The 14,812-nt window shown below is 34.3% G+C and carries 11 protein-coding genes; 7 read left to right on the forward strand and 4 right to left on the reverse strand.

From position 1 onward, the window contains the following. Positions 1-57: 57 nt before the first annotated feature. The 4 genes from MJQ71_RS18130 to MJQ71_RS18145 all read left to right on the forward strand — a co-directional run bounded on the left by MJQ71_RS18130 (position 58) and on the right by MJQ71_RS18145 (position 6,374). Complete coding sequence (locus MJQ71_RS18130) at positions 58-876, forward strand: hypothetical protein (RefSeq protein WP_238808281.1); 819 nt, start codon at positions 58-60, stop codon at positions 874-876. Positions 877-1,020: 144 nt separating this feature from the next. Then, positions 1,021-2,658: a CTP synthase gene (gene pyrG, locus MJQ71_RS18135; RefSeq protein WP_238808282.1), complete on the forward strand. Its 1,638-nt coding sequence runs from the start codon at positions 1,021-1,023 to the stop codon at positions 2,656-2,658. A 99-nt stretch (positions 2,659-2,757) separates the two neighbouring features. After that, complete coding sequence (yidC, locus tag MJQ71_RS18140) at positions 2,758-4,620, forward strand: membrane protein insertase YidC (protein ID WP_238808283.1); 1,863 nt, start codon at positions 2,758-2,760, stop codon at positions 4,618-4,620. 80 nt (positions 4,621-4,700) lie between these two features. Further along, on the forward strand, positions 4,701-6,374 hold the full coding sequence (locus tag MJQ71_RS18145) for a hypothetical protein (protein WP_238808285.1): 1,674 nt from the start codon (positions 4,701-4,703) through the stop codon (positions 6,372-6,374). Between the two features lie 56 nt (positions 6,375-6,430). On the opposite strand, the gene MJQ71_RS18150 is transcribed toward MJQ71_RS18145, so the two are convergent. Both MJQ71_RS18150 and MJQ71_RS18155 read right to left on the reverse strand, forming a co-directional pair. After that, positions 6,431-7,414, reverse strand: coding sequence for a hypothetical protein (locus MJQ71_RS18150; protein ID WP_238808286.1), 984 nt, complete (start codon positions 7,412-7,414; stop codon positions 6,431-6,433). A gap of 152 nt (positions 7,415-7,566) precedes the next feature. After that, positions 7,567-8,232 (reverse strand): hypothetical protein, encoded by a 666-nt coding sequence (locus tag MJQ71_RS18155; protein WP_238808287.1) that lies wholly within the window; start codon positions 8,230-8,232, stop codon positions 7,567-7,569. A gap of 267 nt (positions 8,233-8,499) precedes the next feature. Here MJQ71_RS18155 and MJQ71_RS18160 point away from each other — a divergent pair, with 267 nt between their 5' ends. The 3 genes from MJQ71_RS18160 to MJQ71_RS18170 are packed head-to-tail and all read left to right on the forward strand — an operon-like array spanning position 8,500 to position 12,573. After that, positions 8,500-11,247 (forward strand): DUF1553 domain-containing protein, encoded by a 2,748-nt coding sequence (locus MJQ71_RS18160; RefSeq protein WP_238808288.1) that lies wholly within the window; start codon positions 8,500-8,502, stop codon positions 11,245-11,247. 51 nt (positions 11,248-11,298) lie between these two features. Then, complete coding sequence (locus MJQ71_RS18165; protein WP_238808290.1) at positions 11,299-11,616, forward strand: low molecular weight protein tyrosine phosphatase family protein; 318 nt, start codon at positions 11,299-11,301, stop codon at positions 11,614-11,616. Between the two features lie 54 nt (positions 11,617-11,670). Continuing rightward, positions 11,671-12,573 carry a sugar phosphate isomerase/epimerase family protein gene (locus MJQ71_RS18170; RefSeq protein ID WP_238808292.1) on the forward strand — a complete coding sequence of 301 codons (903 nt, stop codon included), beginning with the start codon at positions 11,671-11,673 and terminating at the stop codon, positions 12,571-12,573. Positions 12,574-12,625: 52 nt separating this feature from the next. On the opposite strand, the gene porD is transcribed toward MJQ71_RS18170, so the two are convergent. Further along, on the reverse strand, positions 12,626-13,531 hold the full coding sequence (gene porD / locus MJQ71_RS18175) for a type IX secretion system protein PorD (protein WP_238808295.1): 906 nt from the start codon (positions 13,529-13,531) through the stop codon (positions 12,626-12,628). A gap of 71 nt (positions 13,532-13,602) precedes the next feature. Then, complete coding sequence (gene coaBC, locus MJQ71_RS18180; protein ID WP_238808297.1) at positions 13,603-14,802, reverse strand: bifunctional phosphopantothenoylcysteine decarboxylase/phosphopantothenate--cysteine ligase CoaBC; 1,200 nt, start codon at positions 14,800-14,802, stop codon at positions 13,603-13,605. Between the last annotated feature and the right edge of the window lie 10 nt (positions 14,803-14,812).

Raw genomic sequence — 14,812 nt, forward strand, 5'->3', positions numbered from 1 at the left:
AAGTTGAAATAGTTAATTGTTTGATACAATTATATTTCAATAACATAGCCACATAAGATGTACTTTTTAAAACCAATACATATTCTACTTTTACTGTTTTTGGGTATTTTTATTTCTTGTAATACAAATGAAATAAAATTATTGAAAGAACAAGAAGCGAATAATCTAAAAAAACAATGTTTTTTAAATCAAGCCGACCATGGTCATGGTGTTGTTTATAACTTTGGCTATAATGCTAAAAATCAATTGATTTCGATGGATGGATTCCCCGATTTTGATGAGCTAATTTACGAAAATGATTTACCGAGAAAAGCCACGAGTTCATTCGATAATTCTTACTACATAGCCTATGATTATAACACTAAAGGTGCTTTAAATCTCATCAATTTTGTAGGAAAAGATAGCCGTGACAGGCCTTTTGAGTTTAAAAGCAAAGTTTATACAAACGACAAAAAACAAATAGAAAAGATAGATTTATCATTGCCAGTTTTTGATGAAATAATTGTTACAAAACTTGAATATGATGCGAATGGAAATCTAAAAAAAATCATTTTAGTAGAAAATAACAAGGATAAAACAATTTTAGAAAACATTGGTTTTGACAATAAAAAATCGCCTTACATTAATACACCATTTAGTAATGTTATGGCCTATTTTACTGTTTTTTCAGCCATGATTGGTAGTGAAAATACTACTTATTTTGGTAATAAAAACAATGCAACTTCAACAAAAATTTATACTGATGGCGGCGAGATTTTATTTACCTATAGTTATGAATATGATTCGGAAGATTTTCCAAGCAAAGTAAAAGTATCCAAAAAAGCCAAATCAAAAGAAGAAATCTACGAAGAAAGATTTACCTACAACTGTAAGTAAAAATTGTATTTCAATCAAATTAATGCCTTAATTTACTTATAATCAAGCACTTACATAAAAACCAAAAAACTTATAAAAGTTTACTCCTCAGAATCCACTAAAATTCCGTACCTTTGTATCCCGTAATCAAAGACAACAAACCTCATGTCAGTAAACGGGCAAACACGAAACCCTAAGTATATTTTTGTAACGGGTGGCGTAACATCTTCACTCGGAAAAGGCATTATCGCCTCCTCACTTGCCAAATTGCTGCAAGCCAGAGGATTATCAGTAACCATTCAAAAATTTGACCCGTATATCAACGTTGACCCGGGAACACTCAATCCTTACGAACACGGCGAATGTTATGTAACCGACGACGGAGCAGAAACTGACCTAGATTTAGGCCATTACGAACGCTTCTTGAATGTACCAACTTCGCAAGCCAATAACGTAACAACAGGTCGTATTTACTACAACGTAATCACGAACGAACGTCGTGGCAATTATTTAGGAAAAACAGTACAAGTTATTCCACATATTACTGACGAAATTAAACGAAACATTTTACAATTAGGTGAAACTGGCGACTACGACATCGTTATTACGGAATTGGGCGGTTGTGTAGGTGATATTGAATCACTTCCTTTTGTTGAAGCTGTTCGTCAATTAAAATGGGATTTAGGTTCGGATAATCTACTTACAATTCATTTGACACTTGTTCCTTATTTAAGTTCGGCTGGTGAATTAAAAACTAAACCTACGCAACACTCTGTAAAAATGTTGCAAGAATCTGGCGTTCAACCTGACATCATTGTTTGCCGTACAGAACACCCGCTTCCTATCGAAATTCGTAGAAAAATAGCACTTTTCTGCAATGTTGAGCAAAATTCAGTAATTGAGGCAATGGATGCTGAAACGATTTATGATGTACCTTTGTTAATGCAAAAAGAGCGACTTGACCAACGAGTGCTTTATATGCTCGATATTTATAACGACCAAGATGCTGATATGGAAGCTTGGAAAGGGTTTTTAGATAGATTCAAAAATCCAATTGAACATGTCAAAATTGGTTTAGTCGGAAAATATGTCGAATTGAAAGATGCCTATAAATCTATTATTGAATCGTTTATACATGCAGGTGCTGCCAATAAATGCAAAGTAACACTCGAATGGATTCACTCTGAAAGTTTAGAAATTGATAACGCTGCCGAGAAATTTAAAGGTTTGGATGGCGTTTTGGTCGCTCCTGGATTTGGTGAAAGAGGTATTGAAGGGAAAATCGCAGCGGTTCGTTATGTACGTGAAAACAATATTCCATTCTTTGGAATTTGTCTAGGAATGCAAATGGCATGTATCGAGTTTGCAAGAAATGTAATTGGATTGCAGGAAGCACATTCAACAGAAATGTATCCCGAGACCGCTTTTCCAGTCATAGACTTAATGGAAGACCAAAAAACGGTAACTAACAAAGGCGGTACAATGCGTTTGGGAGCTTATGCTTGTAAAGTAAAAGACAAAACATTGGCTCGTAAAATCTACGGCAAAGCTAACATTAGTGAGCGTCATAGACACCGTTGGGAATTTAATAATAAATATTTAAAAGATTACGAAGCAGCAGGAATGGTGATTTCAGGTGTAAATCAAGAAAGCGGATTGGTTGAAATTGTTGAATTACCAAACCATCCATACTTTATTGGTGTACAGTTTCATCCAGAATTAAAAAGTACTGTTATGAATCCTCATCCGCTTTTTGTCAATTTTGTAAAAGCGGCAATAGAGTATTCTGCAACAAAAAAGTAGTTATTTAGGAAATATAACTAATCTTTGCGAATTTTGCACTTATTGTAGGGCGATTTTGATGAATCGTCATTTATATTTTTTACGCATTTTAAAACTTTAATGGAAAAATTAGTAGATAAAAATCAGCTTATCGGCATAGTGTTGTTGATGTGTATGTGGGCGGGCTATATGTATTTTATGCCCCAAACGCCTCCCGAAGCTCCTGCAAAAGTTGTCCCAAAGGCTGCCGTTAAAACAGTTGCAACACCAAATGTTGTAAATGATACATTAGGTCTCAAAGCCGCTTATGGTGACTTCGCCACCGCAGCAACAGGCACTTCACAAGATATAGTTATTGAAAATCAGGATACAAAATTTACTTTTAGTACACTTGGTGGTTCAATCAAAGAAGTCGTACTAAAAAATTACAGTACTTACAAGGCTTTCAAAGCAGGTACGAAAAATCCGATGGTCTTAGTTGATGAAAAAAACTCAACAATGAGCCTTGAAGTGCAAACGACCAAAGGAAAAATTGATTTAAAAAAATTATATTTTTCTTCAGATAATAAACCAGTTGTATTAAAAGAAGGCGATTCAACAAAGGTTGTTTTCAAACTTTCATTAGCTGAAAATCAATACATTGAACAAGTTTATTCTATCAAAGGAAAAGGTTTTACAGTTGATTATGACATTAATTTTGTTGGTTTAGATGCTCTTGTACAAAACCAACCAGTACGTTTTTACTGGCAAGATAATTTAAAAGTTTTGGAGCATGATATTGCTGAAAACAGAAAATCTGCTCAAATTAACTACTGGAATGCAAAAGAAGATGAGTTTGATGATTTAGGTGCAAATGCAGCAGGAAATGCCAATTTAGCCGTTGAAGACCCAATCAAATGGTTTTCGTTCAAACAAAAATATTTTGTAACTGGCTTTGTGGCTAAAAATCAGCCAATGAGTGCAGCAAAATTAAAGTTGGTAACACCCGAAACCGATAGCAGCATTGTAAAAACCGTTGAAGTAGATGCTGACTTGGCTATTTCTGATTTAAAAACTGGTAAAGGTAATTTCCGTTTTTACTTCGGCCCAAATGATTATAATTTAGTAAAAACGGTAACAGATGGTTTTCATCGCAACGTTTATTTGGGTTACGATTTTGTAAAACCAATCAATCGTTTTGTTTTTGTACCACTATTTAATTTGGCTGAATCTTTTATTAGTAACTATGGTTTGCTCATCATTGTAGTGGTTCTTGTCTTGAAAACCTTACTAACTCCTTTGATTTACAAATCATATATTAGTTCGGCTAAAATGCGTATTATGGCTCCAGAACTTGCCGTAATTAAAGAAAAAGTTGGTGACGACCAAGTAAAAATGCAACAAGAGCAAATGAAACTATATCAACAAGTGGGTGTAAATCCGCTAAGTGGTTGTGTTCCAATGTTGTTACAAATGCCTATTTTAATGTCGGTTTTCTTCTTGTTTCCAAACATGATTATGTTCCGTCAACAAAACTTTTTATGGGCTTCTGACCTCTCAACATACGATTATCCAATCAGTTGGGCAACAAATTTACCTGTGGTAGGTAATCACATCAGTTTGTTTGTTGTATTGATGACACTTTCAAGTTTGGCGTTTACTTACTATAACAATCAAATTACGCCAGACCAGCCAGGGCCGATTGATATGAAGAAAATGAGCTATGTTTTCCCAATCGTTTTCTTTTTTGTTTTAAATAGTTTCCCAGCAGCATTGAGCTTTTATTACTTAGTTTCAAACGTGGTGACAATTGCTCAACAACAAATTGTGAGAAGATTCGTTGACGAAGATAAGATTAGAAAGATTTTGGATGATAACAAAGTAAAATACCATGCTAATCCGCAAGCAGCGAAGAAAGGTAAATTTGCTCAATTCATGGAAAATCAAGTAAAATTAGCTGAAGAGAATCGCAAAACGCAAGAAAAAAAGCCTAATAAAAAATAGATATAATGAATGATTTGAGAGGTAAATTAAGTAATTTGTCTCTCAAATCAATATTCAACCCCTTAAACTATAAATAAACTATGAAAAGGTCTTCTAGTCTTTTCATCCTTTTGCTGGTATCTTATGCACTAGTAGCCCAACAAGTTACTCTTTCGGAAAAAGATTATGCTTTAAAATATAAAAAAGCAGTACAATTGTACGCTGACCAACAATATTTTGAAGCTCAAAGCGAACTCATTCCTCTCACCAATCGAAAGTATAATAATACAATGGTGCCTTACTCACATTATTATTATGCACTTTGTTCTTTCAAAATAAATAAGTTTTTTGATTCAAGAGTCGTTCTCAGACAACTGTTTGAAAGATACCCAGATTGGAATAAAATTGACGAAGCTTATTACCTTTATGCTAATGCTGCACTTTCGGATAATTATGTTGACGAAGCAATGCAATACATTAATCGTATTTCAAGCAATACTTTAAAAAAAGACAGTGAGAATATGCAATATTTTCACCTCAGCAAAATTACTGACCGAACTCAATTAAAACAACTTCATCAAAAATTCCCAAATAATCATGTCATTGCTCAAATATTAGTTGATAACATTCAAAAAAGCAAAAATGTTAGTAAGGAAGATTTGGAAATTTCCGACCGTCTTACCAATCAATTTAATTTAGGAGAAACTATCGGAACTAGCAAAAAGAACAGTACGAAAAAAGACACAAAAGGTGTTGTAAATGTTGCTGTACTTTTACCATTTCGTTTACTAGATTTCGACCCGAGTAAATCAAATAGAGCTAATCAATACATATATGATATGTATGAAGGGATGAAATTAGCAAAAGAAAAACTTGAGACTGAACAAATCAACGTCAACTTATTTACGTTTGATATTGACCGAGATGCAACGCTGATTAGTGAATTAGTTAATAATAATCAGTTTATCAATCTTGATTTATTGATTGGCCCGCTTTATCCTGAAGCGAATAAAATTGCTAATGCCTTTGCCAAAGAAAATGGCGTGATTCAGGTGCATCCATTATCAAATAATCAGCAATTAGTGGCCAATGAAAAAACAACATTTTTAGCTTCTCCTTCTTATGAAATGCAAGCAAAAAAAGCTATTGAATACATGAATGGACAGGTAATTACTCGTTCTGTTGCAATCTATTTTGGCAATACTCGCAAAGACTCAACTTTTGCTTATGCTTATCGAGACAAGGCTCTTGTAAGTGGTTTTGATGTAATAACCATAAAGAAGTTTACCAATGCTGAAGACATTGATGTAAGAAGAAAACCAGGTCATATTTTTATTTCTGGAAGCGATGCTACATTTGGACCAAAGGTTATTAATGCTTTGGACAAAAAGAAGATTGTTGTCCCGATGATAGCAGCGGCATCAGCATTTGATTTTGAAAGTTCTTCAATAAACATTTTTAACCGACCACTCTCACTTATACAATTAGATTATATAAATCGAGATAAAGAAGAAGTAAAAAATTTTAGAAGTATCTATTTTAATGCTCAGAATATTACCCCGTCATATTATGGCTATTGGGGACATGATATGTTATTATTTTATGCTAGAATGATTAACAACGGTAAAAATAGAATTCGTACCAGTCTCAATGCCATTGAATATACGCAAGGATATACACTTGATGGTTTTGATTATACAAATGGCTCTAATGAAAACCAAATTGTGCCAATCATCAAATTTCAAGATGGCAAATTTGTTGAAGTGATGCGATGAGAAAACAAAAAAGGCTGCTAAAACTAATTTTAGCAGCCTTTTTTGTAACTCAATTTTTATTCAAATAATTTATCGTATTGATTTCCAGAAGATTTACTCGACGAAACACTGCTACCCGCAATCAACGCTTTTTTGTCATCACCAAGTAGTAAAGAAACACCTTCTTTTTCCCATTTCTCAAGCATATTTAAACCTTCTTCTTCAAAAACACCATTTTGTAAATCAATAGAGTCCATAAAGTTTGATGAAACTTCCATGAAACGTTGCATTTCACCAACTTTTTGGCTTACATCATCTGTAATTGATTCTAAAGCCATATCAAACATTTGGCGTTGGTCTTTGTTTCCGTTCATAATATTCATTGCCGAACGCATTGCGGAATGACTCGCACGAATCGCTTTTCGCTCTTGTTCTTTCACAACAACTTGGTCTTTAATATCTTCTAACATTACTTCCGAATTTTCGTACATTTTGCTCAAAACTCTGTAAAGAATCTCCATTTTCTTGTATAAATCATCCAATTTCATGTTTGATTCTTGCAAGCGGCCAGCTTTACGAGCCTTCAAAACCATCATCGCTTGTTTATCAGTTTCTTTGGCTTTGCTTGCTAAATTCAAGTCATTTTGAATTTGTTTTTTGTTATTTTCGATAATCGTTTTTAGATTAACCATCTGCCCTTTCAGCTTAGAAATCTGTTGATTCATTTTTCCAAGATTATCTTGCAACTCATCAATATAGGTTTTCAAAACTCCAATAGGGTCAAGTTGAATAAACAAACCTGTAATCCAACGCATAATACTTTTGTACATATAAAACACCAGATTCCGCATTTTGGGGTCTAGTACCATATAAATTACTGCTGCCAAAGCAATCAACAAACCTGCTAAATAAAGTGTATTTGAGGCTAATGTAATTAATATAGGCAGTGCTTGGTATAATAAATATCCTCCACCAAGCAGAATTCCTGCGGCAAAAAGCATACCTGTTGTACCTTCTGGTCGATTCCAAAATGATTTTGGTTTTGAGTCTTGTAGTTCCATTGTAATAAACCCCCAGCCCTTGGGGAAGTTTTTGTTTTAGATAAATTCCATTGGGAGTAGGGCAAACACTCTTTTTGGTTTAGGTATTTTAAAAATGGCACTTAATTGTTATTAGCCAAAATTTGTAATTTTAGCACAATATCAAATATTTTTTACTTCAAATATTTCTTCATATTTTCAACATCTTTACTTATTTGACCTATTAAGTCACTATAAGTGGCATGAAAATCGCTCAAAGTTGTCTCAATTTTCACAACCGCTTCAGATATTTCAGCTTTTATTTTGCCCATATCATCTTGATGAATGGCAATTTCTTGAGTTAATTTGGCAATCTGCTCGCCTTTAGCTTTGATTGTTGCATCGAGGTCTGCAATTGCTTTTTCTTTACTTCCAATTTGTTTTTGACGTTGCTGATTAACTGATTCTTGAAACTTTGCATCTTCGCTCTTCAAAACATTCAAGTAAAACTGTGCAGACTCACTTAATTGCTGACTCGTTACGCTCATGGCTTGTGCAGCAGCAAAAGCAGAACCATAACGAGTTTGTTCATCCATTGGCATTTTGGCTAATGTTTGAAGAGATTTTTTGAATTCCAAATAATCAAATCCAGGCTGATTATTGGTTTCCATTGCTCCAAATAAAATTTCATAAAATTTATCAGAAACCTTTCCATCAGGAGCCAACACCTCTGCTTTCGGCGAAGGTGGAGTTGATGATTGATTTGATACTACTTTTGTTGGTGTAGCCTCTGTTGATTGTCCATCCGTAGGAGACTGTACAATAAAAATACCTTTCAGTTTTGATAAGAAATCGCTCATTTTTTTAATTTTATATTTTAGTCTTAGGTTATAAAAATGAAAGACAAAATGTTTTTTTATCAATATCATAATTACTATGACCTAATTTGGCATCAAATCTTCGGGTATTTCAAAGATTCTACAAATACTTTCATACAATCCAAGCAAAAGATGTGTCGAATGGCTAAATTTAGTGATGATATTCTGAATATAAATTATTCTAATGAAAAATTATTATGAAATTAGCTCGAATCTATTAAATTTGTACAGGCACTTGTATAGACATCTATGAAACTTCCCAATATTGCATTTCTGAGTATTTCGTTTTTAGCCATTATTGGCTTAATGGCTTTTAGTTTTAATCCATTCAATGATGATATTGATTTTAATACAGAAGTGAAACCTATTTTGAATAAGCATTGTGTGGCTTGTCATGGAGGTGTAAAAAAAGCAGGGAATCTAAGTTTTTTATTCTCACAAGAAGCAATTAATACCAAAGGAAAATCTGGAAAAACAGCCATTATCCCTGGTGATGCTGAACATTCAGAGTTTTATAAAAGACTAATTACCAATGATTTAGATGAAATAATGCCCAAAGGAAAAGAGGCATTAAAAAAAGAAGAAATAGCCATTTTGAAAAAATGGATTGAAGAAGGAGCAAATTGGGGCGAACATTGGGCTTATCAAAAACCTGTAAAACCTGAAGTACCTGCTGTTGGTGGATTTTTTGCCAGACTCGGACTTTTTAAAGATGATGAAACTCGTTTTGCTAAAAATAAAATTGACCATTTTGTGCTTGAAAAACTTAATAAAGAAGGGCTAACACATTCGGTAGAAGCAGATAAAGGTACTTTACTACGTCGAGTTTATTTAGATTTAATTGGTTTACCTCCTACTGAACAACAATTGCAATCTTTTTTGAATGACAAATCGGAAAATGCTTACGAAAAAGTTGTCGATAAACTCTTAGCTTCTCCAAATTATGGCGAACGTTGGGCAGCCATGTGGCTTGATTTAGCACGATATGCCGATACAAAAGGCTACGAAAGAGATGTTTATCGAAATATTTGGCGTTATCGTGATTACGTAATCAATGCCTTTAATCAAGATAAGCCATTTGACCAATTTACAATTGAACAATTAGCGGGCGATTTATTACCACAACCGACTGATAATCAACTTATTGCAACAGCTTTTCATCGAAATACCATGACAAATGATGAAGGAGGAACAGTTGATGAAGAGTTTCGAGTTGCCGCATTAATTGACCGCGTAAATACGACATTTGATGTTTTTCAGGGAACAACAATTGGCTGTGTACAATGTCATACGCATCCTTATGACCCATTTGTTCACGAAGAATATTATAAAACAATGGCGTTTTTTAATAACACACGTGATGAAGATGTTGTAAGTGAAACGCCATATTTACGTTTTTACAAGAAAGAAGATTCGACAAAAATTCAAGAAGTTAAACAATGGATTTTAAATAAATCTTCGCTCGAAAAAGCCTTAGAATTTGAAAAATTTGCTAAAGTTTTAGAGCCAAAATTCAATTCGCATGATATTACTCCACTTTCAAGTGGTACTTCAACTTTGTTAGATTCAAAGTATCTGGGCTTGCAACATACAGGTTATGGCCGACTGCAAAATGTGACGCTTACTGGTAAAAATCGTTTGTTGATGACCTTTAACACAGGTAATGAAAAAGGTACTTTACTCATCAAAGATAATTCGTTAGAAGGAAAAACAATTTTGTCGATTCCGATTTTCAAGACTCGTGATACGGTAATGTTTTATACTTTACCAAAAATGGAAGGAAAGCACAATTTTTATTTTGTTTTTATAAATCCCAAAACACCAAAAGAATGGTTACAAATTAAATGGATTTCATTTCAAAGTACGTATGCAGAAACCCCTGATTATCAAGCTATTGAATCAAAATATAAAGAAATATTAAATGCCAAAGCCGATTATAGTCCAATTATGATTGAAGGAACTGGCGATTTAGCAAGAAAACAGTACATTTTTGAAAGAGGAAATTGGCTAGTAAAAGGAAAAGAAGTAAAACCTGATGTGCCAAAATATTTACCAAAACTTTCAAATGAATATCCTAAGAATCGACTTGGATTTGCCAAATGGCTTGTTGATGGAAAAAATCCTTTAACTGCAAGAGTAACTGTCAATAGATTTTGGGAACAAATTTTTGGAATAGGAATCGTTGAGACTGTCGAAGATTTTGGTACACAAGGGTCACCTCCTTCTCACCCAGAACTGCTTGATTATTTGGCAGTTAGCTTCCAAAATGACATGAGATGGAGCGTAAAAAAATTACTCCGAATGATTGTCACATCAGGTACTTATCGACAATCTTCGGAAGTCAACAATGTCCTTCTTGAAAAAGATCCTGCCAACAGATTATTGGCTCGTGGACCACGCATAAGACTAACGGCTGAGCAAGTTCGTGACCAAGCCTTGCTTGTGAGTGGTCTTTTATCAAATAAAATGCTTGGAAAAAGTGTCATGCCTTATCAACCTGAAGGGATGTGGCAATCGCCGTGGAGTGGCGAATCATGGAATACTTCAAACGGCGAAGACAAACATCGCAGAGCAATTTACACATTTTGGAAACGCACTTCGCCGTATCCTTCAATGATGTCGTTTGATGCACCAAGTCGAGAGTTTTGTCAATCTCGCAGATTACGCACCAACACACCTTTACAAGCACTCGTTACGCTCAACGACCCTGCCTACGTTGAAGCTGCTCAACAACTGGCAAAAATTATGATTAAACATGGAAAAAGTCCCGAACAACAAATTCAAGCAGGGTTTAATTTGATAATGATGCGAAATATTGATGGACGTGAATTACAAGTTTTGACTAAACTTTACCGACAAACCGAACAACAATACAAAAAAAATCCCGTTGAAGCTTATAAGTTTTTTGGTCGTTCGGATACATCTCCTTCGTTGGCTGCAATGGCTGTTACAGCAAATGCAATGCTAAACTTGGATGAAATCGTGACAAAAGAATAAGTAATTTATTCATTATTTCTAAATCCAGATACTTTTAAATATAAAAATTCTATGAATCTACTTTTTGTATGTAGCAGAAATCAATGGCGAAGCCCAACGGCTGAGGCAATATTCAAGAATAGTCAAGAGCATCAAGTTCAATCGGCAGGAACTGAACCCTCCGCTCGCATTAAAATTTCCGAAAAATTAATTAATTGGTCAGATATTATTTTTGTCATGGAAAAAAAACATAAACAACGTATCGACCAAAGATTTGCCTCAATTAGTAATGAAAAAGAGATAATTATTTTAGATATTCCAGATGATTATCAATTTATGGACGAGGAATTGATAGAACTAATAAAAATCGCTGTTTCACCCTATTTATAAATTTAGTACATTTAAGCATTCAATCTAAAACCAGTAAAAACTACGAAAAAAATTATGGAACGAAGAGAATTTCTTCAAAAAAGTGCCTTAGCATTAGCGGGTACAGCTGCCTTTTCAAGCGAATTATTAGCTTCCAAAAAGCCAAAACACATGGTTGGGGTCCAACTTTATTCTATCCGTGATGACATGAGAAAAGACCCAGTAGCTAATTTGAAAAAATTAGCCGAAATGGGTTATACCAATGTTGAACATGCCAATTATATTGACCGCAAATTTTATGGATTTTCAGCAAAAGAATTTCGTAAAATATTAGATGATTTAGGTTTAAAAATGCCTAGTGGCCACACTGTTATGGGCAAACAACATTGGGATGAAAGCAAAAACGATTTCTCAGATTCTTGGAAACAAACGATTGAAGATGCGGCCATTTGCGGACAAAAATATGTAATTAGCCCATGGTTGGATGTTGCATTACGTAAAAACTTTGATGATTTGAAGCGTTACATGGAAGTTTTCAATAAATCGGGTGAACTTTGTAAAAAATCAGGAATGAAGTTTGGTTACCACAACCACGATTTTGAATTTAGCCTTAAATTAAGCAGCGTTAAAGTATATGATATCATGCTCCAAAATACTGACCCAAATTTGGTTGCTCAACAACTAGATATTGGTAATATGTACGGCGGTGGTGGTCGTGCTGCCGATTTGCTCAAACAATATCCAAGTAGATTTGAATTGATGCACGTAAAAGACGAAATCAAGAGTGAATCTGAACACGGTGGTTGGGAAAGTGCCATTCTAGGCACTGGAGTAATCGGTGTAAAAGATATTATTGATATGGGCAAAAAATCGGGAGGAACAACCCAATTTATTATTGAGCAAGAATCTTATCAAGGAAAAGCTCCGCTAGATTGTATGAAAGAAGATTTAGCTATTATTAAAAAATGGGGCTATTAAGCAAATAAAAAGCGAGACGTTGCGGTGCAACGTCTCGCTTTTTTACACAATCTTATTTCACTAACTTCCGATAAAGTTCTGTTTTTGAAGGGTCAACAGCCGATAATAACTGAAATGCTTTTTGCTTCTCATCTTTTGATGCCTCCGAAAAAATATTAACCATTTCTTGGTTTTTTGCATTCATAAAACTGTTCAACAACACCGAATTTGCTCGTAATTGTTGCATTGTTTTGATAGCGTTCAAAAAATCAATCACTTGTTTTCTGCCTCCAACTGGGTCAATTGTAAAATTATCCAAAGCTATGCGATGATAATTATAAAGCCCTTCTCGAAAAGGCAATAATTGCTGATTTTGAAGATTTTCAACCAACCAATAACGGTTTCGTTGGTCTCCTGACTGCTCCCATCCGCCTTGTCCTGCACTCGAAGCTAGATTCGCAATATTGTATGCTCTTTGCAAATATGGATTTCCACCTAATTTCCCGAAAGAATCATAATCAACTGTAAGAGCAATCAATGAATAAAAGCCCAAAATTGAAGTTAAATTATTAGAAAAAGTTTGCTCATTAAAAATCATTTGTCGGTCGTCTGGTGTAAACGAAACATTGAAATTTCGGTCAACATAGCTCAAAATTACCGTTTCATAAGTTGCATTATAAACTGGCCGAATAACTTGAAATTGAGCATTTCCTTGAAAAACATTTTGTTGCGGTGACTTTGTAAACGTAATAATTAAGTTACATTTTATGCGTTCTTCTTGGCTATAAATATCGTTCGTCCAGCGTTTATTATTCATAAAATCGTTGATAGCAGTTTTCATTTCTACAAAAACCTGCTTTTCAGCCATTTGCTGAGCCTGAATTTGGTCTGAAACAATTGTCACATTACAATTGATTTCTTGGGCTTGAAGCAAAAAAGTATAATTTGCTAAAAAAAATAGACAGATAAATTTTTTCATTGATTTTATGGACGCATCACAAACACTTTTTTGTGTTAATTTCTTGATTTGGATTGAAAACGTTGTAATTATTATGCCAAAAACGTAATAATTGTGTTTAAAATATCTTGAGCCACTTCTGTTTTGGTTTTCAAATCAAAATCATAAATATTTCCTGCTCGGTCTATAATTTTAATTTTATTTGTATCATAACGAAAACCAGCTCCACTATCTTGTAAGGAATTTAAAACTACGAAATCAAAATTTTTGCGTTCGAGTTTTCCTTTTGCATTCTCAAATTCATTATCCGTTTCTAAAGCAAACCCAACAATTATCTGACCATTTTTTTTCTGTTTTCCTAAAGTTGCTGCAATATCAGTTGTTTTAGTCATTTCAATAGTAAACACATCTTCTTTTTTCTTGATTTTTTTATCGGCTACATGCAGAGGTGTATAATCTGCCACCGCTGCCGACAAGACAACAATATCACTATTGGAAAAATATTTTGAGGTAGCCTCAAACATTTGTTGTGCAGATTGCACTTTTTCAACTTTTACACCTTTTGGCGAAGCAATCGAAACAGGGCCGCTCACCAAAGTTACTTCCGCTCCAGCCATTGCAAAAGCTTCTGCAATAGCAAAGCCCATTTTCCCTGAAGAGTGATTACTAATAAACCTTACTGGGTCAATCGGCTCTTGGGTCGGGCCCGCTGTAATCAATATTTTTTTGTGTTTAAAAATTAGTTTTTTTGAGAAATGTCGTGACAGTTGATAAACAATTTCTTCTGGTTCAGCAAGTCTTCCCTCCCCTACCAAACCACTCGCTAATTCACCAAATTCGGCATTAATTATCTCATTTCCATACGATTGTAATTTTCCAAGATTAGCCACAGTACTCGGATGAATATACATATCCAAATCCATTGCTGGAGCAAAAAAAACAGGACATTTTGCTGATAAATAAGTTGCTATCAATAAATTATCGGCAATTCCATTGGCACATTTCGCAAGCGTATTTGCCGATGCAGGAGCAAAGATCATTGCATCCGCCCAAAGTCCAAGTTCAACATGGTTATTCCATTCACCTGTTTCGCCTTTTGTAAATGACGACAAAACAGGGTTTTTAGATAAAGTTGAAAGTGTGAGTGGAGTAATAAAATCTTTGGCAGCATCTGTCATTATAACCTTTACTTCTGCCGATTCTTTAACTAATAAACGCACCAATAATGCTGCTTTATAAGCGGCAATACTTCCTGATACTCCAAGTACAATTTTTTTGTTTTTTAAGCTCAATTTGAATCAG

This window comes from Emticicia aquatica (genome assembly GCF_923079645.1).
Classification (GTDB): Bacteria; Bacteroidota; Bacteroidia; order Cytophagales; family Spirosomataceae; genus Emticicia; species Emticicia aquatica.